The sequence below is a fragment of the Pseudoteredinibacter isoporae genome (assembly GCF_011602085.1).
Lineage (GTDB): Bacteria > Pseudomonadota > Gammaproteobacteria > Pseudomonadales > Cellvibrionaceae > Pseudoteredinibacter > Pseudoteredinibacter isoporae.
The window spans coordinates 1-24,529 of sequence record NZ_JAAONY010000005.1 but is presented as its reverse complement, the minus strand read 5'-3'; the positions used below and the strand labels follow the sequence as shown (position 1 = coordinate 24,529).

Annotated in this window: 15 protein-coding genes and 5 tRNA genes; all 20 read right to left on the bottom strand. The window is 48.8% G+C overall.

The annotated features are described in order from the left end of the window. Positions 1-16 precede the first annotated feature (16 nt). Complete coding sequence (locus G8768_RS20050) at positions 17-4,111, bottom strand: response regulator (RefSeq protein WP_166843174.1); 4,095 nt, start codon at positions 4,109-4,111, stop codon at positions 17-19. After that, a complete protein-coding gene (locus G8768_RS20045) occupies positions 4,101-6,266 on the bottom strand; it encodes a two-component system response regulator (RefSeq protein ID WP_166843175.1) in 2,166 nt (721 codons plus the stop codon). Before G8768_RS20045 ends, G8768_RS20050 begins: the two co-directional genes overlap by 11 nt. 231 nt (positions 6,267-6,497) lie before the next feature. Further along, on the bottom strand, positions 6,498-7,412 hold the full coding sequence (locus G8768_RS20040; protein WP_166843176.1) for a L,D-transpeptidase family protein: 915 nt from the start codon (positions 7,410-7,412) through the stop codon (positions 6,498-6,500). A gap of 82 nt (positions 7,413-7,494) precedes the next feature. After that, positions 7,495-11,721: a DNA-directed RNA polymerase subunit beta' gene (rpoC, locus tag G8768_RS20035; protein WP_166843177.1), complete on the bottom strand. Its 4,227-nt coding sequence runs from the start codon at positions 11,719-11,721 to the stop codon at positions 7,495-7,497. A 100-nt stretch (positions 11,722-11,821) separates the two neighbouring features. Next, positions 11,822-15,907, bottom strand: a complete 4,086-nt coding sequence (gene rpoB, locus G8768_RS20030) for a DNA-directed RNA polymerase subunit beta (RefSeq protein ID WP_166843178.1) — start codon at positions 15,905-15,907, stop codon at positions 11,822-11,824. 407 nt (positions 15,908-16,314) lie between these two features. Beyond that, positions 16,315-16,686 (bottom strand): 50S ribosomal protein L7/L12, encoded by a 372-nt coding sequence (gene rplL / locus G8768_RS20025; protein ID WP_166843179.1) that lies wholly within the window; start codon positions 16,684-16,686, stop codon positions 16,315-16,317. 66 nt (positions 16,687-16,752) lie between these two features. Then, the gene (gene rplJ, locus G8768_RS20020; RefSeq protein ID WP_166843180.1) at positions 16,753-17,250 is read right to left on the bottom strand and encodes a 50S ribosomal protein L10; all 498 of its coding nucleotides are present in this window, start codon (positions 17,248-17,250) and stop codon (positions 16,753-16,755) included. A 273-nt stretch (positions 17,251-17,523) separates the two neighbouring features. Next, positions 17,524-18,219 carry a 50S ribosomal protein L1 gene (gene rplA / locus G8768_RS20015; RefSeq protein WP_166843181.1) on the bottom strand — a complete coding sequence of 232 codons (696 nt, stop codon included), beginning with the start codon at positions 18,217-18,219 and terminating at the stop codon, positions 17,524-17,526. Continuing rightward, the gene (gene rplK, locus G8768_RS20010) at positions 18,219-18,653 is read right to left on the bottom strand and encodes a 50S ribosomal protein L11 (protein ID WP_166843182.1); all 435 of its coding nucleotides are present in this window, start codon (positions 18,651-18,653) and stop codon (positions 18,219-18,221) included. The genes rplA and rplK overlap by 1 nt, the downstream gene beginning before the upstream one ends. 185 nt (positions 18,654-18,838) lie before the next feature. Next, entirely contained in the window at positions 18,839-19,372 is a 534-nt protein-coding gene (gene nusG, locus G8768_RS20005; RefSeq protein WP_166843183.1) for a transcription termination/antitermination protein NusG, read from the bottom strand. Between the two features lie 9 nt (positions 19,373-19,381). After that, positions 19,382-19,756, bottom strand: a complete 375-nt coding sequence (gene secE, locus G8768_RS20000; RefSeq protein WP_166843184.1) for a preprotein translocase subunit SecE — start codon at positions 19,754-19,756, stop codon at positions 19,382-19,384. Positions 19,757-19,799: 43 nt separating this feature from the next. After that, positions 19,800-19,875 (bottom strand) — tRNA-Trp (locus tag G8768_RS19995). A 45-nt stretch (positions 19,876-19,920) separates the two neighbouring features. After that, the gene (gene tuf, locus G8768_RS19990; protein WP_167202806.1) at positions 19,921-21,144 is read right to left on the bottom strand and encodes an elongation factor Tu; all 1,224 of its coding nucleotides are present in this window, start codon (positions 21,142-21,144) and stop codon (positions 19,921-19,923) included. 85 nt (positions 21,145-21,229) lie between these two features. Further along, a tRNA-Thr gene (locus G8768_RS19985) sits at positions 21,230-21,305 on the bottom strand. 40 nt (positions 21,306-21,345) lie between these two features. Further along, positions 21,346-21,419, bottom strand: a tRNA-Gly gene (locus G8768_RS19980). 70 nt (positions 21,420-21,489) lie between these two features. After that, positions 21,490-21,573: transfer RNA gene (locus G8768_RS19975), tRNA-Tyr, on the bottom strand. An 89-nt stretch (positions 21,574-21,662) separates the two neighbouring features. Further along, positions 21,663-21,738, bottom strand: a tRNA-Thr gene (locus G8768_RS19970). Positions 21,739-21,787: 49 nt separating this feature from the next. Next, complete coding sequence (locus tag G8768_RS19965; protein WP_166843186.1) at positions 21,788-22,519, bottom strand: SPOR domain-containing protein; 732 nt, start codon at positions 22,517-22,519, stop codon at positions 21,788-21,790. Positions 22,520-22,538: 19 nt separating this feature from the next. After that, positions 22,539-23,294 carry a type III pantothenate kinase gene (locus G8768_RS19960; RefSeq protein WP_166843185.1) on the bottom strand — a complete coding sequence of 252 codons (756 nt, stop codon included), beginning with the start codon at positions 23,292-23,294 and terminating at the stop codon, positions 22,539-22,541. Then, a complete protein-coding gene (gene birA / locus G8768_RS19955; RefSeq protein WP_208020295.1) occupies positions 23,291-24,250 on the bottom strand; it encodes a bifunctional biotin--[acetyl-CoA-carboxylase] ligase/biotin operon repressor BirA in 960 nt (319 codons plus the stop codon). The genes G8768_RS19960 and birA overlap by 4 nt, the downstream gene beginning before the upstream one ends. Positions 24,251-24,529 lie beyond the last annotated feature (279 nt).

The following is a 24,529-nucleotide window of genomic DNA, read 5'->3' as shown; positions in this document are numbered from 1 at the left end:
TTGATGAACCTTTTCGCTAACCTGGGGAACTCATCCCGGGTCGCTGAGCAGGAGACTGGGCCAACCAGATATTCAGCAATTGCAAGAGCTGCTCGGAATCCAGCGGCTTAGTGATGTAATCGTTGGCACCGGCCGCAATACACTTGGCTCGATCTTCCGGCATGGATTTAGCAGTAAGCGCAATGATGGGCACGTGCTGATAACTGGACATCTTTCGAATATTGCCCATGGTCACATAACCGTCCATTTCCGGCATCATAATGTCCATCAAAATCAGATCGACATTATTGTTTTGCTCCAACAATAACAAAGCCTCTCTGCCGTTGTTTGCAATCGTGCAATGAATACCGTGCTGTTCCAATATCGCGGTTAACGCAAAAATATTACTAACCTGATCATCAACAACCAGCAGGGACTTGCCTGCGAGAACGTCAGAGGAACTCAGTTGCTCAGACAAAATTTCACGCTGACTATCTGGCATCGCCATCGTCACCTGATGCAAAAACAGACTGGTTTCTAATAACAAAGAACTTTCACTGATGACTGGCGATAAAGCCTTGGCACTGGAAAGTTCCTCCACTAGTTCGCGCTGAGATTCAGTCAGAGGTTCGTTGCTATGAATAATCACGGGAATTCGATAGTTCCCGGTCAAATCGCACAAGGACATACGAATGTAATCCAGACTCGTCTGATTATTGATATTGAGAACAATGCAATGGAAGCTTTCCAGATTAAAGTCAGAAATAGCCGAGGTATCGGTACTCAATTCAATATTCAAGCCGTCCGCCGCTATGAACTCCTTCAAACCGATCAGGATTTTTTCATCCTCGCCGAAAATCACCAGACTGCCATTTCTGTCTTCGGAAATTTCTGACAAGAACTCAATGATACTCCGCATTTCCAAATTATCGATTGGCTTGATGGTCGAGCCCACGGCCCCTAACAAAGCCATCTCACGCTCATCCAAAGGCTTGGATTCCGAGCTGATGACATAAACAGGAATGTGCCGAATTTTTACATTAGATTTGATTTTGCTGAGCACCAGGGAACCATCGATAAAAGCTTCATCGTCAGAAATTAGAATCGCGGACGGCACCAAAGCTTCAGCGAGCTGCAGTCCTTTGCCGCCATCAAATGCCGTAACCACATAAAAACCCGCCTCTTCGCCCTGCTTTTTCAGACTTGCATGAACAAAAGGGTTCTTCTCAATGATCAGCAAACGTTTTTCTTTGGAACGCGCATTCGGCAGCATATCCGAACCATCAGTCAACGATAGAGCAGCCCCTGCTTGAGGGCTTTCATTCTCCACAGATCCTGATAGAAATTGTTGGGGAATTGCTTGCAACACCGCATCAGAGACCGGCGCCAGAGTCAGTTCATTCACAGCATTCACTGGAGCTTCAACTGATTTCTGCTCAGAGTCTGTTGAAAATTCCAGTGCCCGCTTCAGCGGCAGGTAGAGGTAAAGCGACGTCCCCCTTCCCAAGGAACTGCTGATATCGATACTGCCAAACAGCAAGCCTGCCAGCTGACGACAAATGGATAAGCCCAAACCGGTACCACCATAGCGTCGACTGGTTGTACCATCCTCTTGGCAGAAGGCATTAAAAATCTCTTCTTGCTTGTCTTGCGCAACACCGACGCCAGTATCAGTAACTCGAAAGCACACCATATCCTGCGCGAAGATTTTCCCCTTACAACCTTCAACGCCTTCTGGGAGCTGTTCGACAATCAGGTCAACAGAACCTGTTTCGGTAAACTTGAAGGCATTGGACAGCAGATTCACAATGATTTGCCGTAAGCGGCTGGGGTCCGAGTTAAAGCTCTCAATACCGGATCTATTTTCGACATTAAAGACGAGGCCTTGTTCATCGGCAACCGGCTGATATTGCTGGCCAATCTCGCCCATCAACTCATCGAGCAACAACTCTTCAAAAACCACGTCGAGTTTACCAGCCTCAATTTTCGAAAGATCCAACACATCATTGATGATATTGAGTAAGTCCCTGCCTGAACGGTGAATAACCGACGCATATTCCACCTGCTTTCCGGTCAAATTCCCATCGTCATTGTCAGAAAGCATTTTAGCCAAAATCAAGAGACTGTTGAGAGGACTGCGCAGTTCGTGGGACATATTTGCCAGAAACTCAGACTTATACTTGCTCGATTTCTCCAACTCTTCCGCTTGCCGCTCAAGATCCTTCTGGGCGCGTTCAAGATATTTATTTTTTTCCGACAACGCTTTTTGCTTCTGCTCCAGCTCCAGAGCTTTTTCCTTGAGTTGGGAATTCGACACTCCCAGCAAAACCTGTTGATCTTCGAGTGCTTCTGCTTGAGATTGACTTTGCTTTAACAGAGCTGCCATCGCATCTCTGGATTTAGAAACCCGCATAGCAATTCCCAAACTTGGCGCTATCTGCTGGATAAACTCACGCTGCCCGGTAGTCACACGTTTGGTACAACCCAGCTCAATAACCCCCTCGACATCGCCCTCATACAATAGGGGCGCAACGATAATATGGCCTGGATTTGAATGGGCGATTCCGGACTGAACAATCGGTAGCCGCTCACTGTCATCCAGATAACGTTCAATCGTTTTCTTACGCAACAAACATTGGCCAACTAAACCCTCACCGGTCTCGAAGGAGTATTTCCGGTCCATTTCAGACTTATCGACCACTACCCCGTAGTGAGCCATTAAGCCCAGTTTTTTTGGCTCACCTTCGACTTCGGACTCATCGGAGCTGTAAATAAAGCCCACAGGCGCCTCAAGATATTCACAGATAAAATCTACCGAGTTCTTCGCCATTTCAGATAGAGGCTGCTCGCCGCTGAGTTTCCTATTCAACTCTGAAACCCCGGACTTTAACCAATCCTGCCGTTCGTTGTTCTCATTAGCCACACTGAGATCACCGACCGCTTTCACGAGGCTTCGACGCACCTCATCAAATTCAGAGAAATGACGTAGATTTGAACTGGGATGATTTTCTTTTTGCAATAAATCTTTAGCGTCATCAATATCGTTTCTTGAAATTGCGTTCGTGGTTTGTAAAACCTTGGATAAGGCACCAGAGATTAAACCGCTCAACTTGAGGGCAACATACACACCAATCAAAGCAGAAAGTATCGCAACCAGAATCAACACCAATATAGTCATATCAATGCTGGAATTTAAGTTTGCCATGGATGTTGTGGCATCGACCTGCTCTTCCCTGGCAGATTCAGCAAGAATTTCCTCCAGGCGCTCAAAGGCTTCACGCTCCATTACATCCACGACCTGTAGCGCATTGATCTTGGACTCCGGATCGTACTTTCCGAAAACCTCCTCGGCTGTCGCATTGATTTTCTTAAAGCTTTTCCGAATTTTTTCCAGATTCTTCTTATCTTTGTCTGTCGTCTCCAGAGGCGCGAGAAGATCATAATACTCAATGAAACTTTCACTATCAGAATTGAAGTTTTCCACCTCATCCAATTCCCCGGACACATACTCATTGAGAGATGAGAGCATGTCCCCCGTTTCATCCAACAATTCAAGATAGTATCTCAAGCCGGGCACATCATCACTCAGAGTATCTTTGAGATTTTTGGAGGCCAAGGCTTCTGCGTATTCCTCTTCTTTCAAGGTATCCAGGAGAATTTCAAGTTCCGCGCCCACTGTATTTTCCAAAGTGTCGATCGTTTTGAACGCCCACTTCTCCAGATCTGGATCATAGGCCTGAAAAACTCGACGATTGATCTCAGTGAAATATTCATCGCCCAGCGCTCGAATGGAGGCAAGCTTTTGTCGACTGACACTGTCATCCGACTCCAGGGGCGTTAATTCCGCCAAGGACTCACCAAATTTTTTGTACTCCTCCCTAAACGCAAACACCTCATCATCTGTTTCGCCCGCCAAGTACTTCAACACATTACTGTGCATAATCCCCAGAGACTTGGACATTCTCAAATACAAAAAAGCCCCAGGAACGTCATCATTCTCGACACTGTGAGAAATTTCCTTGGCTCTATCAAGAAACACCCAGGCTAAAGCACAGGTAATGATCAATAGGCCAATGACCAATGCAAAGCCAATCATCAATACGTTCTTAATGCGTTTGGTTTTAGCAAACATCAAGCTTTCCTCCCTGGATGCCCGCCTTACGGCGACTCTCTGATTCCAGCCATTCCTCCATGGCCGACCGAGAAAGTGGTTTTGATAGATGAAAGCCCTGCAGGTAGTCCGAACCCGCATCTTTCAGAAATGCCATTTGAGTTTCAGTCTCAACACCTTCAGAAACGACTTTCAAATTCAGATTGTGGGCCAGATCGATTGTCGCATTGATAATTTGCTCATCACTTCGATCGTGGCCGATATCCTTGACGAAACTTCTATCAATCTTCAAAACATTGATGGGTAAACGTCTCAGATAATTTAGCGAGCTGTAACCCGTGCCAAAATCGTCTATTGAAATGCTGAGCCCCATCTCTCGCACACTTTCCAGAATACGTGCAGACTCTTCAGCGTCCTGCATCAACATGGATTCGGTAATTTCAATTTCCACATTGCTGAAGCTGAATGTGTATCGATCCCCCATACTCTTCAGCTGTCCGATAAGGATGTCCCTAGCCAGCTGAAGCGCTGATACATTTAGCGCAATTTTCGCTGAACGCGGCCACAGCCCTTTAGCTTCCCAATCTGCCAATGAGGCCAGAGCCATCGAAAATACCTGGTTACTCATTTCAACGACTTGCCCGGTATGCTCGGCGACTGATATAAACTCGGCTGGAGACACCAGCCCCCTTTTCGGGTGCTCCCAGCGAACCAACACCTCAATGGCCGCAATCGACATGTCAGTCGCATTCAGGATAGGCTGGTAATGGCAAATCAGTTGCTCACGACTGATGGCCAATCGAAAATCCCGCTCCAGTTGAGATCGAGCGATAGCGCTGTCTTCCAATTCCGGCCGAAATAAGGCGTAACAGTTTCTCCCTTGGCTTTTGGCTTGATACATTGCAATATCAGCGGCCTTTATTAGGGAGTCGGCATCGCGGCCATATTCGGGATACTCGACAACACCCACGCTGCCACTGATTAAGATGCTGTGATCCAGTGCATCAATGGGCTCCTCGAATGCCTTTAGAATTTTGGGTGCCATCTTATGACTGTCGAAGTTATTATTAATGTCTTCGAAAACCACTCCGAATTCATCCCCTCCAAGCCTTGCAAAAAGATCCACTTTTCGACCAATAGACTGTAGGCGACGACATATTTTTTTTAGAAGCTCATCCCCCACATTGTGTCCCAGCTCATCATTCACCTTTTTAAAATGGTCCAGATCAATGAACATTACGACAAGCTTATAGGAGCTTCTCTGCGCTCGGGCGATGGCATTGTTGACCGACTCTTTAAAGAGAATACGATTAGGCAGATTAGTCAGAGGATCATGAGTCGCCATATACACCAGGTTTTCCTCATGTTTTTTGCGCTGAGTGATATCCTGAAAAATCAGAACACCCCCGGAATACGCTTGTGAATCAAAGCTGCCAAAGGAATAGCTGCACGGGATTTTCTGCCCTCCAGCTGTGGTAACTGAAGAATCCAAGCTTCGAAAGGAGACACCTTTTTCGACAGCTTCGCATACATCACTGGCAGACCACTCCCGCCCGAAGCCCTCTTCGCGAGAGACAATGTCGCTTAGCATCAACGACTCAACGGACTCACTTTCATGGCCGAGGATATCTTCTGCGGTGGGATTCAGAAACAGCACCTTCCCAAATTTGTCAAAGACAACGATACCGTCTTGGGAGTGACTCAGAATAAGATTTTGGCGCTCTTCTATCTCTCGGGACTTTTCAAGCGATGATTCCAGTGCTTTTTTGCTTTTGTAGAGATCGATAAAAATTTTGACTTTAGAGAGAAGCACCTTGTCATCTATCGGCTTGCAGATATAGTCAACCGCACCAGAATCAAAACCATGATGAATGTAAGCTACATCCTTAAAAATGGCGGTTATAAATATTACCGGCGTATCCTTAGTGTGCTTATAGCGCCTGATCAAGCCTGTAGTTTGAAAACCATCAAGATCAGGCATTTGAACATCCATCAAGATCAGGCAGAAGTCAGAATCTTCTGCCAGTATGCGCAGAGCCTCCATACCAGAGAGCGCCTGGACGACATCGACACTACTGTCCAGGCCTTGAATTAACTCTCGCAATACGTAAAGATTTTCTTCTCTGTCATCGACAATTAAAATTCTCGGCGTTAATAGGCAATTGGTATTTTTCATTGCACTCCAGAGCGTTTTTTTGACCAGCATTATTAAGACTAGACCAAAAAAATCACCTTAGAGTAACGCGAAACACACAGCATGCTGCTCATTGAATTGTCATCTATAGACCTTTCAGCATCTGATCAAACATGAATATGTAGAGCATGCCAAAACAACGAACTCCAGAAACAAAAAAGCCCGAACACTTTAATGAACGGGCTTTTTCGATGATGTAAGAAAGAAGAGCAGTTAGCCGCCCTTCTCATAAACAATTTTCCACTCACCGTTTTCCTTTTTCCAAAGCTGGCGCTTCCAACCTTTTGAACGAAAATTACTGGAGCGGTAATCCTGATAAAACTCAGCCATCACCAAATTATCTTGTCCCGGGTAGGCGTACAACCCCAAATCGGAAAGTTTCACTTTAATAAAACGCTTGGAGCCATTGACACGTTTTTTATAACGATCCCACTGGGCGTAGTTTTTTTCCGTGTCATTAAACTCTCTGGAGTAATTGCTTAAATAGCGATTATGGCTTTTGGACATCCAATCCTTACGCCAGTCATCAATGGCTCGGGTTATCTCAGAACGACTACGAGCAATTTCGTCACTGTCTTTCCATTCCACTTTGGGAACCGAAACAACCTTGGTATAACCTACATCCAGATATTTCTGAACCTTAAAAATATCTTCATTAGACAAAACAATGCAACCGTCACTGTCACGCAACGGGCGCGTTTTCTTATCTGTTGGTTCACCATGCAACCAAATGCCCGAACCTGTGTAACCATTCAGGCGATCCCAGGCATTGGGGTAATTTAACGGGAAAGCCGCACGCCCGTAAAAATCATCCAACTGGGCATCAGTGAGATAGCTGGTAACGCGATATACGCCAATTGGCGTTTTTGCATCACCTTCGATACGTTTATCGTAACCCTGCTTGCCGATACTGATGGGATACTCGGCGACTTTCTTTAGGCGCATGCCATTGTCTTTTTCAAAAGCATACAAGCGCCCGGTCTCCATTTCAGCCACCAGCAAATACTTATCCTTTGCCGGGAGGTCCAGAACAGTTGCCGGTTGCAGATTGGCGAACACAGGCGCTGCCAGACTGACAGATAACACACTCAGGATTAGAGAAAGAGATTTAGATACCACAAACTTCATTCTTATTTTTCACTGTTGTTTAAACACAAAAAAGCCTCCATTACAGAGGCTTTTTTGTTCTCTTCAAAACCCGAAGGAGCAATTAGCTCGCGCTGGATTTCAGAGCTTCGGTCAATGCTGCTTCGACATCTTCAGCACTCACGCTATCAACGGCGCTGGTTTCAACCTGACGCTTGCGCTGACGATCCAAGTGGTAGGCTAAACCGGTACCCGCTGGGATCAGACGACCTACAACAACGTTCTCTTTCAAGCCACGCAGGTCATCACGCTTGCCGGTAACCGCAGCTTCGGTCAATACGCGAGTTGTCTCCTGGAACGAGGCCGCAGAGATGAAGGATTCGGTCGCCAAAGAAGCTTTGGTGATACCCAACAACAGGCGCTCGAATTGCGCAGGTTGCTTACCTTCAGCACGTAAACGCTCATTCTCTTCCAGAACTCGGTTGTACTCGGCTTGCTCACCCTTAACGAAAGAGGAATCACCCATGGCGGAAATTTCAACTTTACGCAGCATCTGGCGAACGATCACCTCAATGTGCTTATCGTTAATTTTTACACCTTGCAGACGGTAAACGTCCTGGATTTCGTTAGTGATGTAGTTGGCCAACGCTTCCACACCTTGCAGACGCAAAATGTCGTGTGGGTTGCTAGGACCGTCGGCAACAACTTCACCTTTGGTTACCTGCTCACCCTCAAACACACCCAGTTGACGATGTTTTGGAATCAAAGCTTCGTAGTGGGTGCTGCCATCCGGTAAAGGCTGACCATCGTTTGGTGTAATCACCAGACGACGCTTACCTTTGGTTTCCTTACCGAAGGAAACTGTACCGGTAATTTCAGCCAGGATAGAAGGCTCTTTCGGCTTACGCGCCTCAAACAGGTCAGCTACTCGTGGCAGACCACCCGTAATATCGCGAGTCTTGGAACCTTCCTGAGGAATACGTGCGATAACATCACCAATACCGATGTTGTCGCCGTTGTTCAAGCTCAGAATCGCTTTCGCTGGCAGAGCGTAGTGCGCAGGAACATTAGTTCCAGCCAGGCACAACTCGTTACCGGATTCATCAACCAAGGTAACCGCAGGCTTCAAATCTTTACCAGCCGCTGGACGCTCGGCTGGATCCAGAATTTCAATAGAGGTCAAACCAGTCAGGTCATCTGTTTGACGACGTACAGACAGGCCATCTTCGAAACCCGTAAAGGCAACCTTACCCGCTACTTCCGTTACAATTGGGTGCGTGTGTGGATCCCATTTGGCAACGATAGCACCACCATCAACTTCAGCGCCGTCTTGAACGCTGATTACAGCACCGTAAGGAATCTTGTAGCGCTCACGCTCACGACCGGTTTCTTTTTCAGCAACCGCCAGTTCACCAGAACGAGATACCGCAACCAGGTTACCGTTTTCCTGAACAACCGTTTTGATGTTGTGCAGACGAACCATACCTTCTTGCTTAACCTGAACACTGTCTACCGCAGACGCTCGCGATGCCGCACCACCAATGTGGAAGGTACGCATGGTCAGCTGTGTACCTGGCTCACCAATCGACTGAGCAGCGATAACACCAATGGCCTCACCCTGATTGGCGCGATGACCACGGGCCAGATCACGACCGTAACACTGGGAACAGATACCGTAGCGGGTTTCACAAGTAATCGCTGAGCGAACACAAACTTCATCGATACCCATCTCTTCGATGCGCTCGATCCAGCCTTCGTCAATCATGGTGCCGGCAGGAACCAGAATCTCATCGCTGCTTGGACGCACAACGTCACGGGCAACAACACGACCCAGGATACGATCACCCAGAGATTCGATGATGTCACCACCTTCAATAACAGGCGCCATGGTCAGACCGAAATCGGTACCACAATCCTGTTCGGTAACTACCAGATCTTGAGCAACATCTACCAGACGACGAGTCAGGTAACCGGAGTTCGCCGTCTTCAATGCGGTATCCGCCAGACCCTTACGAGCACCGTGAGTAGAAATAAAGTACTGAAGTACGTTCAGGCCCTCACGGAAGTTCGCGGTGATTGGAGTCTCAATAATCGAGCCATCCGGACGAGCCATCAGACCACGCATACCAGCCAGCTGACGAATCTGAGCCGGGGAACCACGAGCACCGGAGTCGGCATACATATAAACCGAGTTAAAGGAATCCTGTTTCTCTTCCTCACCATCACGGTTGATCACCGTTTCCTGGGAAATACCTTCCATCATCGATTTGGCCACCAAGTCGTTTGCACGAGACCAGATATCGATAACCTTGTTGTATTTCTCACCCGCTGTTACCAGACCAGAGGCATACTGGGTTTCAATTTCTTTTACTTCAGCTTCCGCACGCGCAATCAATTCCGCTTTTTCATCTGGAATTGCAAAGTCGTTTACACCAATGGAAGAACCAGACTTGGTTGAGAAGTCGTAGCCCATGTACATCAATTGGTCAGCAAAAATAACGGTTGGTTTCAAACCAACGATACGGTAGCTGTCGTTGATGATGCGAGAAATGGCTTTCTTAACCATCGGCTTGTTAACCATTTCAAATGGCAGGCCTTCCGGTACGATTTCCCACAGCAGAATACGGCCAACGGTGGTGTCTACCATCCCAGTGCGGTGAGTGGTTTCACCATCGTCACCGATAGTCGCTTCGTTAATACGCACTTTAATGCGCGCCTGCAGATCAACCTGCTTGGCGTAGTATGCGCGAGATACTTCCTGCACATCCGCGAAGGCCATGCCCTCACCTTTGGCATTAATGCGCTCACGAGTCATCCAGTACAAGCCCAATACAACGTCCTGAGAAGGTACGATGATTGGCTCACCGGAGGCTGGCGACAAGATGTTGTTGGTAGACATCATCAAAGCACGGGCTTCCAGCTGGGCTTCCAAGGTCAACGGTACGTGTACCGCCATCTGGTCACCATCGAAGTCAGCGTTATACGCCGCACACACCAGTGGGTGCAGTTGGATCGCTTTACCTTCAATCAGTACAGGTTCGAAAGCCTGGATACCCAAACGGTGAAGCGTTGGGGCACGGTTCAGCAATACAGGGTGCTCACGAATGACTTCGTCCAGAATATCCCATACAACGGGCTCTTCACGCTCAACCATTTTCTTGGCGGCTTTAATAGTGGTTGCCAGACCGCGTAACTCCAGCTTGGAGAAAATAAACGGCTTAAACAGCTCAAGAGCCATTTTCTTAGGCAGGCCACACTGATGCAGACGCAGCTGAGGACCAACGGTAATTACCGAACGGCCAGAGTAGTCAACACGCTTACCCAGCAGGTTCTGACGGAAACGACCCTGTTTACCCTTGATCATGTCAGCCAGTGACTTCAATGGGCGCTTGTTGGAACCGGTAATAGCACGACCGCGACGACCATTGTCCAACAGGGCATCAACAGACTCTTGCAACATACGCTTTTCGTTGCGCACGATGATGTCTGGAGCATTCAGATCCAACAGACGCTTCAAACGGTTGTTACGGTTGATCACTCGACGGTACAGATCGTTCAGATCGGAGGTCGCAAAACGACCGCCATCCAGAGGTACCAAAGGACGCAGATCTGGCGGCAGAACCGGCAGCGCTTCCATCACCATCCACTCAGGCTTGTTGCCAGAGTTGTAGAAAGCTTCCAGCAGCTTCAAACGCTTGGATAGCTTTTTGATTTTGGTTTCTGAATTGGTCGCAGGAATTTCTTCACGCAGGTGCTGAACCTCGGCTTCCAGGTCGATGTCTTTCATCAACTCTTGAATCGCCTCGGCACCCATTTTGGCTTCGAATTCGTCACCGAATTCTTCCATGGCCTCGAAGTATTGCTCATCGGTCAGCAGAGCACCTTTTTCCAAGGTGGTCATGCCTGGATCAGTAACCACATAAGATTCGAAATACAGCACACGCTCAATGTTACGCAATGTCATATCCAGCAGCAAACCGATACGGCTTGGCAGGGATTTCAGGAACCAGATGTGGGCAACCGGGCTCGCCAATTCGATGTGGCCCATGCGCTCACGGCGAACTTTCGCCAAGGTCACTTCAACACCACACTTCTCACAGATGATACCGCGGTGCTTCATGCGCTTGTATTTACCACACAAGCATTCATAGTCTTTTACTGGACCAAAAATTTTGGCACAGAACAAACCTTCGCGCTCAGGCTTGAAGGTTCGGTAATTAATTGTCTCTGGCTTTTTTACTTCACCAAATGACCAAGAGCGAATCATTTCAGGTGAGGCCAGACCAATGCGGACGGCGTCAAACTCTTCGCTCTGTCCTTGGGACTTCAGTAAGTTAAGTAAGTCTTTCAAGGCGCTATCTCCAGTTAGTTGGTTTGCCCTTAGCGAGAGCAAACCCTGTTGCAGCAATATTTAACTTAGGTGCCGGGCTGAGCCCGGCCAGCTGGGACAATTACTTGTCTTCTTCCAGCTCCATGTTGATACCCAAGGATCGGATTTCTTTAACCAGTACGTTAAACGACTCTGGCATGCCTGGCTCCATGCGGTGGTCACCATCAACGATGTTCTTATACATCTTGGTACGACCCGCCACGTCATCAGACTTAACAGTGAGCATTTCCTGCAGGGTATATGCAGCACCGTATGCTTCCAGTGCCCACACTTCCATCTCACCGAAGCGCTGACCACCAAACTGGGCTTTACCACCCAGAGGCTGCTGGGTAACCAAGCTGTACGAACCCGTTGAACGGGCGTGCATCTTGTCATCAACCAAGTGGTTCAACTTCAGCATGTACATGTAGCCAACTGTCGTATGACGCTGGAAGGCATCACCAGTACGGCCATCGTACAATTGAGTTTGGCCGGTGTCGGACAAATCAGCCAAGGTCAACAGAGCTTTAATCTCGGATTCTTTGGCACCATCGAATGCAGGCGTCGCCATTGGTACACCTTCGCGCAGATTCTGGGCCAATGCCATAACTTGCTCATCGTCAAAAGAGTCGAGATCTTCTTTACCCTTGATGTCGCCAGTTTTGTTGTAAACGTCTTCCAGGAAGCTGCGAACCTCTGCAACTTTACGCTGCTCTTCCAGCATCACATTGATCTTGTCACCAAGACCACGTGCCGCCATACCCAGGTGCATTTCCAGTACCTGACCAACGTTCATTCGAGACGGTACACCCAGCGGGTTCAGTACGATATCAACAGGCTGACCATGTTCGTCGTAAGGCATATCTTCAACTGGCATAATCACAGAGATCACACCCTTGTTACCGTGACGGCCGGCCATCTTGTCACCAGGCTGGATACGACGCTTAATCGCCAGGTAAACCTTAACGATTTTCAGAACACCTGGCGCCAGATCATCACCGGTTTCCAGCTTGCGCTTCTTGTCTTCGAAACGCTCGTCCAGATCAGCACGACGTTCTTTCAATTGCTCTTCAGCACGATCCAACTGCTCATTCAGAGCGTCATCGGCCATGCGAATCTTGAACCACTGGCTAACTTCCAGCTCGTCCAACAATTCGCCAGTAATTTCCTGGCCTTTCTTAACACCCTTACCACCAGAAGCTTTCTGACCAACCAATACAGCGCGCAAACGCTCCATCGTGGCCGCTTCAACGATACGGTACTCTTCGTTCAAGTCTTTGCGAACACCGTCCAACTGGGATTTTTCAATTTCCAGAGAACGCTGATCTTTTTCCAGACCGTCTCGGGTAAATACCTGAACATCAATAACGGTGCCTTTGGTTGATGTAGGAACACGCAAAGAGGTGTCTTTCACATCAGAGGCTTTTTCACCGAAGATGGCACGCAGCAGTTTTTCTTCCGGGGTCAGTTGGGTTTCACCTTTTGGCGTTACCTTACCTACCAGAATATCGCCAGGTCCAACTTCCGCACCGATGTAAACGATACCGGATTCGTCCAGCTTGCTCAGAGCACCTTCACCAACGTTTGGAATATCCGCAGTAATTTCTTCGCTGCCCAGTTTGGTATCACGGGCAATACAGGTCAGCTCCTGAATGTGGATGGTCGTGAAGCGATCTTCTTTAACAACACGCTCACTGACGAGGATGGAATCCTCAAAGTTGTAACCATTCCAAGGCATAAAGGCGATGCGCATGTTCTGACCCAAGGCCAGTTCACCCAGGTCAACGGAAGGACCGTCAGCCAGGATATCGCCACGCACAATCTCATCACCAACACTCACAATCGGGCGCTGGTTAATGCAGGTGTTCTGGTTAGAACGGGTGTACTTGGTGAGATTGTAAATATCTACACCCGCATCACCGGTTTCAGTTTCACTGTCGTTCGCTTTTACTACGATACGAGCAGCATCAACACGCTCAATCACACCACCGCGTTTGGCAACAACACACACACCGGAGTCGCGCGCTACCGTGCGCTCCATACCGGTACCCACCAGAGGCTTGTCCGCCTTCAAGGTTGGAACGGCCTGACGCTGCATGTTCGATCCCATCAATGCACGGTTCGCATCATCGTGCTCCAGGAATGGAATCAGGGACGCTGCCACGGAAACTACCTGGCGTGGGGACACGTCCATGTAGTTCACATCTTCTGGCGCCTTCAGAGTAAATTCACCCTGGTGACGAACAGAAACCAATTCTTCTGTCAGCTTACCTTTGGCATCCATCTCGGCGGATACCTGAGCAATACACTGCTCGGATTCGTTAATTGCGGACAGGTACTCGATTTCGTCAGTAACCACACCATCAACAACTTTACGGTATGGGCTCTCCAGGAAACCGTAGCTGTTGGTACGGGCATAAGTTGCCAGAGAGTTAATCAAACCAATGTTTGGACCTTCAGGGGTCTCAATTGGACATACGCGACCGTAGTGAGTCGGGTGCACGTCACGAACCTCAAAGCCAGCACGCTCACGGGTCAAACCACCAGGGCCCAATGCAGATACACGACGCTTGTGGGTCACTTCGGACAGCGGGTTGTTCTGATCCATAAACTGGGACAGCTGGGAAGAACCAAAGAATTCTTTCACAGCAGCGGCTACTGGCTTGGCATTGATCAGATCCTGAGGCATCAAGCCTTCCGCCTCTGCCATGGAAAGGCGCTCTTTTACAGCGCGCTCTACACGAACCAGACCGACACGGAATTGGTTCTCGGCCATTTCACCAACAGAACGCACGCGACGGTTACCCAAGTGATCAATATCATCCACAACGCCTTGACCGTTACGGATGGAGATCAGGGTTTTCAATACATCAACGATGTCTTCATTGGACAGCGTACCTTCGCCGGTCTCCTCTTCGCGAGACAAGCGGCGGTTGAACTTCATGCGACCCACTGCAGACAGGTCGTAACGCTCCTGGCTGAAGAACAGGTTTTGGAACAATGCTTCGGCCGATTCTTTTGTCGGCGGTTCACCAGGGCGCATCATACGGTAGATTTCTACCAGCGCTTCCAATTCAGTGCGGGTTGGATCAATGCGCAAGGTATCCGACATGAACGGGCCACAATCCAGTTCATTGGTGTACAGAGTCAGCAGATCCTGCACGCCAGCTTCGACCAAGCCGTCCAAAACTTCTTCGGTGATTTCGGTGTTACATTCGAACAGTACTTCACCAGTATTTGGATCACCAATGTCACGCGCCAAAGAGCGACCCAGCATATATGAGCGAGGTACAAGCAATTCGGTTACGCCGGCTTTTTCCAGCTGGCGGATATGGCGAGCGGTGATACGACGACCTTCTTCTACAACCAGATTACCGTCGTTGTCTTTGATGTCGAAAGTAGCCACATCACCACGCAAACGGGATGGCACCAATTCAAGACGCGCACCTTCTGCATCCAGATGGCTGAAGCTACTGTTATCAAAGAACATTTCCAGCATTTGCTCGGTGGTGTAACCCAGAGCACGCAGCAAAATACTGGCTGGCAATTTACGACGGCGATCGATACGAACGTATACCAGATCTTTCGGGTCGAATTCAAAGTCCAACCACGAACCGCGGTAAGGGATTACTCGAGCGGAGTACAACAACTTACCAGAGCTGTGCGTCTTACCTTTATCGTGATCGAAGAATACACCAGGAGAACGGTGCAGCTGGGAAACGATCACACGCTCGGTACCGTTAATCACGAAGGTACCGTTGTCGGTCATCAGGGGAATTTCACCCATGTAGACTTCTTGTTCTTTAATGTCCTTGATGGTCTTATTGGAAGACTCTTTATCGTAAATAATCAGACGGACTTTTACGCGCAAGGGTACAGCATAGGTTACGCCGCGGAGGACACACTCACCCACATCAAAGGCAGGCTTACCTAATACATAACTAACGTATTCCAGCGCTGCATTGCCGGAATAGCTTACGATTGGAAATACGGACTTAAAGGCCGCATGCAAACCATAATCCAGGCGAGCTTCTGCAGAAACACCAGCCTGAGTGAACTTTCGATAGGAATCCAATTGGATCGCCAGGAGGAAAGGGACATCCATGACGGGCGGCAACTTGCCGAAATCCTTACGGATACGTTTTTTCTCAGTATATGAGTAAGCCATCTATATTCCCCAGCTTGTAGTCGACTTTACAGTCTCAGGAGCACTCGGCCCCTTTTGTTTGCGTGGTTATTGCCCGCAGCCTCTTAAAGCTGCTCGGTACTACATATCGCAATCGTTCATTGCGATCTGGACTGCTACTTGCGCAATCAATTGCACAAATTATTTGCACTTTTTCGAACTGATTTGTTTCTAACGCTCGTCGTCTTGTATTTGCGTTGAAACATAAATACAAATAATTTGTCCAACCGATGTCGCTTCCTCTGCGAACAGGCAAACAGCCCTTTTTTAATTGCCGATTCAAACCGGCAAAATTCCGCTTTTTGAAAACGGAAAAAGGCCGGCAAGTAAAATCACTCGCCAGCCTCAAGTTCTAATGTGAAATTAGAACTTTTCCCATAGAATCTGAATTACTTCAGTTCAGCAGAAGCGCCTGCTTCTTCCAGGGCCTTAACAGCTTCTTCAGCGTCTTCTTTAGATACGCCTTCCTTAATAGGAGCAGGTGCACCTTCAACCAGAGCCTTGGCTTCTTTCAAGCCCAGACCGGTCAAGCCGCGAACAGCTTTAATAGCGTTAACTTTCTTGTCGCCTGCAGAAGTCAGAATTACGTCGAATTCGGTCTTCTCTTCAGCAGCGCCACCAGCGTCGCCACCAGCAACAGCTACAGCAGCGGCAGCAGCAGTTACGCCAAACTTCTCTTCCATTGCTTCGATCAGTTCAACAACGTCTTTTACAGACATCTCAGCAACGGCATTGATGATATCGTCTTTAGATAGAGACATTTTTCAATTCCTATATATTCAGTAGTGAGCAAGAGCTCAAAATAACGGTTTAAGCAAAACAGCCAATTAGGCCGCTTCTTGCTCTTCTTTCTGGTCGCGAACGGCCGCAATAGTGCGAACCAGTTTGCCAGCAGCTGCTTCTTTCATAACACTCATCAGCTGAGAAATCGCTTCGTCGTATGTTGGCAGTTTCGCCAGCAATGAAACGTCAGTGATTGCTCCTTCGAATGCTGCAGTTTTCAGCTCAAGCTTTTCATTTTCTTTGGCGAAATCACTCAGGATTCGCGCACCAGCACCTGGGTGCTCGTTAGAAAATGCAATAATGCTTGGGCCTACGAAACTGTCGTTCAGACATTCGTAATCAGTGCCTTCCAGAGCGCGTTTAGCCAGAGTGTTACGAACGACTTTTAACCACACGCCGTTCTCACGTGCTAGCTTACGCAATGCTGTCATGTCCGTTACAGTAACGCCGCGTGAATCGGCGACAACTGCAGACTGAGCAGACTTAGCAGCTTCCTGGACTTCAGCGACAATCGCTTTTTTGTCTTCAAGTCCTAATGCCACAAGATTTCTCCTGGATTTGATTAAGCTAATTAAATCGTCACAACAATCTGCTTAGATTTTGATAACTCAATCGTTACTTCACCCTCGCTATCGCGAGGAGTTTCCGGTGATCAAATCCAGCTAATACTGAATTGGGTCTCACCGTCTGCGTGGGGAGGTAAAACAACTACCAATTAAGCCTCCGCTTTTCGCATCAGCCCCAACGGTCTTTGACGGCCTGCCTGTTTCCCCAAGGATTCAGACAGACCCCAAAGTTCTTTTTAGCTGCTTGAATTAAAGATCCAAGCTAGCCTGGTCGATGGTAATACCTGGGCCCATAGTGGTGCTCAGAGATACCTTCTTCAAATAAACGCCTTTGGCAGAAGCAGGCTTGGCCTTTTTCAGGTCAGCCATCAACGCTTCCAGGTTTTCTTTCAGTGCATTCGCTTCGAAAGAAACCTTACCGATACCACCATGGATGATACCGCCCTTGTCAGCACGGAAACGAACCTGACCCGCTTTTGCGTTTTTAACCGCAGTTGCAACGTCTGGAGTTACAGTGCCTGTCTTAGGGTTAGGCATCAGACCACGTGGGCCCAGAATCTGACCCAGCTGGCCAACAACGCGCATAGCAGCAGGGTCGGCGATAACTACGTCGAAATCCATCTTGCCAGCTTTAACTTCAGCGGCCAGCTCGTCCATACCAACGATGTCAGCGCCAGCTTCTTTAGCAGCGTCTGCATTGGCACCTTGGGTAAATACCGCTACGCGAACTTCTTTACCAGTACCGTGTGGCAAAGAAGTAGCACCGCGAACAGCCTGATCAGATTTACGTGGGTCAATACCCAAATTGATCGCTGCATCAACGGTTTCGGAAAACTTAACAGTAGACAGTTCTTTCAGCAGGGCAACAGCTTCATCAATGCTGTACTGCTTTACTGGATCTACTTTTTCTTTAATCAGCTTTTGACGCTTAGATAACTTAGCCATTACACAACACCCTCAGTTTCCAGACCCATGGCGCGCGCAGAACCAGCGATGGTACGTACCGCAGCATCCATATCAGCAGCAGTCAAATCTGGCTGCTTGGCAGTGGCGATCTCTTCCAACTGAGCGCGGGTAACTTTACCAACCTTCTCAGTGTTTGGACGACCAGAGCCGCTCTTGATACCGGCTGCTTTTTTCAGCAGGTAAGAGGCTGGAGGGGTTTTCATGGTGAAGGTGAAGCTGCGATCGTTGTATACGCTGATCACAACTGGCACAGGAGCGCCATTTTCCAGATTCTGAGTCTGGGCGTTAAACGCCTTACAGAATTCCATGATGTTCACACCGTGCTGACCCAGAGCAGGACCAACTGGTGGACTTGGGTTGGCGCCGCCCGCGGGCACCTGCAGCTTAATATAAGCTTCTACTTTCTTAGCCATAATAGACTCCTTAATAGTGGGTTAAACGCCTCGACCACAGTTGGATCGCAATCACATCTGTGGCGTCGCTGGCTCCCCTTAACTCTGCGGCGGCTACGCCTAAACCGTAGAGACGCGAAAACCCCTTTCACTTTGCAGCGAAAAGGGCGCATTGCCTGGCATCGCCAGACTAAACTCAGTTTGGGTTAGGTTTTTTCTACCTGACCAAACTCTAACTCTACCGGGGTAGAGCGTCCGAAGATCAGAACCGCAACCTGCAGCCTGTTCTTCTCGTAATTCACTTCTTCAACAACACCATTGAAGTCGTTGAAAGGACCATCGATAACACGAACCATTTCGCCAGGCTCGAATACGGTCTTTGGCTTTGGCTTATCTACCGAGTCATCCACTCGCTGTAAGATAGCTTCAGCTTCTTTCTCGGTAATTGGGGCAGGACGATCAGCTTTACCGCCAATGAAGCCCATTACTCGAGGAGTGTCTTTCACCAAGTGCCAGGAATCATCAGTCAATTCCATCTGCACCAATACATAACCTGGGAAAAACTTGCGTTCGGACTTGCGCTTCTGTCCGCCACGCATTTCTACAACTTCTTCTGTAGGCACCAGAATGTCGCCAAACTGGTCTTGCATACTGTGAAGTTCAACACGCTCTTTTAGCGCATTTGCTACTTTCTTTTCGTAGCCTGAATACGCGTGAACCACATACCAACGTTTTGCCATGGGTCACCTTTATCCTATGATCAGCGATGCCAACCAGCCAAGGAATGTGTCCAGTAGCCAGAGTAAAATACCCATAATAATGACTACCGCCACCACAATTAACGTGGTCTGGTTAGTTTCCTGTCGCGTTGGCCAAACTACTTTACGAACTTCAACCAGCGACTCTTGCAACAAGGTGTAAAACGCGTTGCCTTTTGCTGTATTCACAGCAACAAACAGAGCAATTCCCGCAAGAGCAACCAAGCCCAATACGCGATACAGCAAAGCCTGCTCTGCGAAATAAGAGTTCCCCACAACACCGGCTGCAACCAGAGCGGCAACAAACAACCACTTCAGCGCGTCAAAACGAAACTCGACCGGTTCTGCTTTAGCATTAGCACTCATAACTTAGGGAAACCTTTCCAAGCTGCTCTTACAGCTTAAATAATGGCAGGCCACGAGGGACTCGAACCCCCAACTTTCGGTTTTGGAGACCGACGCTCTACCAATTGAACTAGTGGCCTAAAATTCTAAATGGCGGGACCGAAGTCCCGCACAAACATCCTCAATTAGTCGAGGATCTTGGATACAACACCAGCACCTACGGTACGGCCACCTTCGCGAATCGCGAAACGCAGACCTTCGTCCATAGCAATTGGGCAGATCAAAGTAACAGACATCTGAATGTTGTCACCTGGCATTACCATCTCTACGCCTTCTGGCAGCTCACATGCACCTGTTACGTCAGTTGTACGGAAGTAAAACTGTGGACGGTAACCTTTAAAGAATGGAGTGTGACGACCACCTTCATCTTTAGACAGTACGTAAACCTCACCCTCAAACTTGGTGTGTGGGTTAATAGAACCTGGAGCAGCCAATACCTGACCACGCTCTACTTCATCACGCTTGGTACCACGCAACAGAACACCAACGTTCTCACCTGCACGACCTTCGTCAAGCAGCTTACGGAACATCTCTACACCAGTACAGGTAGTAGTGGTGGTATCTTTAATACCAACGATCTCGATCTCTTCACCAACTTTGATGATACCGCGCTCAACACGACCGGTTACAACCGTACCACGACCCTGAATCGAGAATACGTCTTCGATTGGCAGAATGAAGGCACCATCGATCGCACGCTCTGGCTCAGGAATGTACTCGTCCAGAGTCTCAACCAGCTTCTTAACCGCAGAAGTACCCAACTCGTTGTCGTCTTCGCCGTTCAGAGCCATCAGAGCAGAACCCGCAATGATTGGCGTGTCGTCGCCTGGGAATTCGTAAGTTTCCAACAACTCACGCAGTTCCATTTCAACCAGCTCCAGCATCTCAGCGTATTCTTCTGAGTCTACGCCACCACAGTCTTCAGCCAACAGGTCAGCTTTGTTCAGGAATACGACGATGTAAGGTACACCTACCTGACGAGACAGCAGGATGTGCTCACGAGTCTGAGGCATTGGACCATCAGTCGCACCACATACCAGAATAGCGCCGTCCATCTGTGCAGCACCGGTAATCATGTTCTTAACGTAGTCGGCGTGTCCTGGGCAATCTACGTGAGCGTAGTGGCGGCTAGGAGAATCGTACTCTACGTGGGAAGTCGCAATAGTAATACCGCGCTCACGCTCTTCTGGTGCATTGTCGATACCGTCAAATGCTACTGCATCACCACCCCATACTTCCGCACATACGCGAGTCAGGGCTGCAGTCAAAGTTGTTTTACCATGGTCAACGTGACCAATTGTGCCCACGTTCACATGGGGCTTGGAGCGTTCAAATGTTTCTTTAGCCATTGTGGGCATCTCCTATCAATTACGTGTCTCAAGCAAAAAGCCCAGACAACAAAAACCGCGCCAGCACAAGCTAACGCGGAAAAAATGGAGCTCAAGAGCAGATTTGAACTGCCGACCTCACCCTTACCAAGGGTGTGCTCTACCAACTGAGCTACTTGAGCTTTGCAACCCGCCACTCTCTCTTGAGCAACGCGGTTAACTTGGAGCGGGTAGCGGGAATCGAACCCGCATCATCAGCTTGGAAGGCTGAGGTTCTACCACTAAACTATACCCGCCAAACAAATCCGCCGACTACCAACACAGAATTACTCACTCAAGTCAAAATGTGTTTAATAGCAGAAATAATGGTGCAGGGGGGTGGATTCGAACCACCGAAGCTTGCGCGTCAGATTTACAGTCTGATCCCTTTGGCCACTCGGGAACCCCTGCGAAAGAGGCGGGAATTTTCCGCTTCTCCGCTTAACTTGTCAACCGTTTTTTCTTAAAAAACAGCCATTTACATAAACAAGTTAAGAAAATGGAGCTGGCGATAGGAGTCGAACCTACGACCTGCTGATTACAAGTCAGCTGCTCTACCAACTGAGCTACGCCAGCCCTAAACACTGTTACCTCGAACAGTGGAGCGCGGATTCTAGAGAAACTTTTACAAAGACGCAACACCTGGACAGTAATTTTCTCGTCTTTCTATGCCTTTTCTTTTATTCATGAAGTTTTGCCAGGATTCATTGCTCATTTTTTCAGCTTCTGGCGGCTGAACAACCACCCAGGTCTCCTCGTATGAGCGAACAACTTCTTTAATATCAGCCTGATAGCCGTAAGTGGCCACTTCCTTCTGACGCGTCTCAGCGGAACTGGCCCGACTGTACATTCCAAAAGAAATGCCGTTCACAATATCGCCCTTGGGAATAACATAGGAATCAATCCCCTTCGCCTGAAGCTCATGGAGCTTTCGAAGGGCTTCTTTTCGGCTGGGCAGCGGAGACAGGTAAACCCAGAAACCAGGATCACCCGGAATTTCCAAGGTTTCGATAGCGGCAGCAACCTCGAGTGAAGCCAAATGCTCCAGCGTGTACTCAGCTTGCAGCAATTCATCAAAGGGGCCAAGCAGAGTACACACTGGCTCAGCCTCTTCTATTTGGGCCACCTCCGTTGCGACTTCTATATTTTCAACGCTCTCTACAGGAATGCGGTTTTTTTCAACCAGCTTTTCCAGTAGCGGCTCACCAGAGGTTTCGCTCTCGGAAAGCAAAGCAATTTCCGAGACACCCGCCCCCAATTTAGGCTTAAGTGCGACCACCTTGGGTTCTTCTTTCCCCAGCGCCCATGCGAGCATTACCGCATTGAGCACCAACAGGCATACTAAAACTGCCTTCATTCTTTTCCCTATCTATTTATTAATCAGCGACTGACTGGATAATTGGGCTCGCTATCGCCAAACCATCCAACACCAACTCTTCATGAACAGCGTGCTTAAAAGGCAATAAGCCCCCAAGCTGAGAAGCATCGCCACCGCAGATGACGACCCTTGGCTCAACGCCTGCCCCTCGTTGTAACAGGAGCTCTCTATAATAGGAGATCAAGCCTACCTGGGAACCCCATACACCGCACTGCACAGCAGAATCCGTGTCCTTTGCAGCATCCAACTCCTGGGGGCGCTCACCGAGCACTTTTACTTGATGAGTATCCGAATAAAGCGCTTTAAACATTAAGCTGACACCTGGCGCGATAACACCACCGAGATAACGGCCTGCAGACAACATCTCAATAGTCGTCGCGCTACCGCAATCCACAACAAGGCAATCATCGCCATAATGTTTGCGAGCCGCCAATACAGCCAACCAACGATCGGCCCCAAGCTTGCTTACATTTTGGTAAGGGTTCACCAAGCCATTACACTCAGCCTGCACAGCAACCAGCCTCAACTCAATACCAAAGCTTCTCTGCAACATAAAGCCTATTGACTGAGCCACAACCGGAGAGGCCACCGATACCATTCGAGCGGCCGTTAAATTTCTAGCTGCCAACAATGGCTCCAGCATGTCTCCGGCAGTCGCATCACTGACGAGCGCACCACCACCTCGCCGCTTTCCCAACTCATCGATAACCCGCCATTTTACCCGGGTGTTACCTGCATCAAGCTCAAGAATCATCCGAGCAGCCTCAGGGAAACCTCACCACCACTGAAATGCTGCTCTACACCATTCACCAAAAGACGAAGGGCCCCACTTTCCGCCACACCATTTGCGACACCCTCAGTACGCTGTTGAGCCGAACTGACATACACGGGTTGACCAAAGAAGGCATCCAAAGCCTGCCAACGATCTCGATACTCTCCAAACCCGCCCTTGTCGTAACTCGCCAACATGGGCATTACTCGTTGCAGAATGGCCGCCGCCAAATCATTCCGGGAGCCATTGAAACCCAACTGTTTCAGATCCACCCAAGCCTGCTCGATTTCTTCCGAAGGCTCTCTAGGCATATCTACATTTAGCCCAATACCTAAAACTAACTTACACTCACCACTGACATCGCCGGACATTTCCAGCAAAATACCGCCAAGCTTGCGCCCCTGATGTAAAACGTCGTTAGGCCACTTCAGCTGAACACCTTCCACCCCGTGACTGGCTATCGCTTCAGCCACGGCCACACCCACAGCAAGACTTAAACCCTCAAGAGCTTGCGCGCCCCCTTGGAATGTCCAGGAAACAGAGAGGTATATATTTCTCGCAAAAGGGCTTATCCAATTCCGGCCACGCCGCCCACGCCCTGCCAATTGACGCTCAGCCATGCAAACGTGGCCATGATCGCCGCCAGTCAACAGATAACTATTTGTCGACTCGATGCTGTGAAATATTTCGAATTTTGAGACAAGATCAGCCGCCCCGGACTCCATCTGCCTGAGAATATTCTCCTGATTAAGCAAGTCGAGACCACCAGCCAGGCAATAACCCCGCCCTTTCACAGACGTCAATTCCAAACCCAGCTCATCCAATTTATGTAAATGCTTCCAGACCGCTGTGCGGCTAACGCCCATCGCCTGCCCCAACTCCTCGCCCGAGTGGAACTCACCATCGGCAAGCACATTTAAAATATCGACTAAATTCATACTAATAACCATTTACAGCAATGGCCGAAAGTATTGAGGCTATGGAAACAATATGCAAGCGGGGCTCGGCAAATGGGCAAAACAGAGATTCAAAACGTGAAGAAAAAGCCCCAGAGAGGGAAGACCTTGAAATACTAAACAGACTTTGAGCGCCCAGCTATTTTCGCCAGGCAATAAAAAACCCCTGCTGGGTATCCAGCAGGGGTTTCGGAATAAAAGCTTGACGATGACCTACTCTCACATGGGGAATCCCCACACTACCATCGGCGCTGAGTCGTT

Coding starts and splice junctions, on each gene's coding strand:
- G8768_RS20050 (WP_166843174.1), bottom strand. CDS start 4,111: ATGTTTGCTAAAACCAAACGCATTAAGAACGTATTGATGATTGGCTTT.
- G8768_RS20045 (WP_166843175.1), bottom strand. CDS start 6,266: ATGAAAAATACCAATTGCCTATTAACGCCGAGAATTTTAATTGTCGAT.
- G8768_RS20040 (WP_166843176.1), bottom strand. CDS start 7,412: ATGAAGTTTGTGGTATCTAAATCTCTTTCTCTAATCCTGAGTGTGTTA.
- rpoB (WP_166843178.1), bottom strand. CDS start 15,907: ATGGCTTACTCATATACTGAGAAAAAACGTATCCGTAAGGATTTCGGC.
- rplL (WP_166843179.1), bottom strand. CDS start 16,686: ATGTCTCTATCTAAAGACGATATCATCAATGCCGTTGCTGAGATGTCT.
- rplA (WP_166843181.1), bottom strand. CDS start 18,219: ATGGCTAAGTTATCTAAGCGTCAAAAGCTGATTAAAGAAAAAGTAGAT.
- rplK (WP_166843182.1), bottom strand. CDS start 18,653: ATGGCTAAGAAAGTAGAAGCTTATATTAAGCTGCAGGTGCCCGCGGGC.
- nusG (WP_166843183.1), bottom strand. CDS start 19,372: ATGGCAAAACGTTGGTATGTGGTTCACGCGTATTCAGGCTACGAAAAG.
- secE (WP_166843184.1), bottom strand. CDS start 19,756: ATGAGTGCTAATGCTAAAGCAGAACCGGTCGAGTTTCGTTTTGACGCG.
- tuf (WP_167202806.1), bottom strand. CDS start 21,144: ATGGCTAAAGAAACATTTGAACGCTCCAAGCCCCATGTGAACGTGGGC.
- G8768_RS19965 (WP_166843186.1), bottom strand. CDS start 22,519: ATGAAGGCAGTTTTAGTATGCCTGTTGGTGCTCAATGCGGTAATGCTC.
- G8768_RS19960 (WP_166843185.1), bottom strand. CDS start 23,294: ATGATTCTTGAGCTTGATGCAGGTAACACCCGGGTAAAATGGCGGGTT.
- birA (WP_208020295.1), bottom strand. CDS start 24,250: ATGAATTTAGTCGATATTTTAAATGTGCTTGCCGATGGTGAGTTCCAC.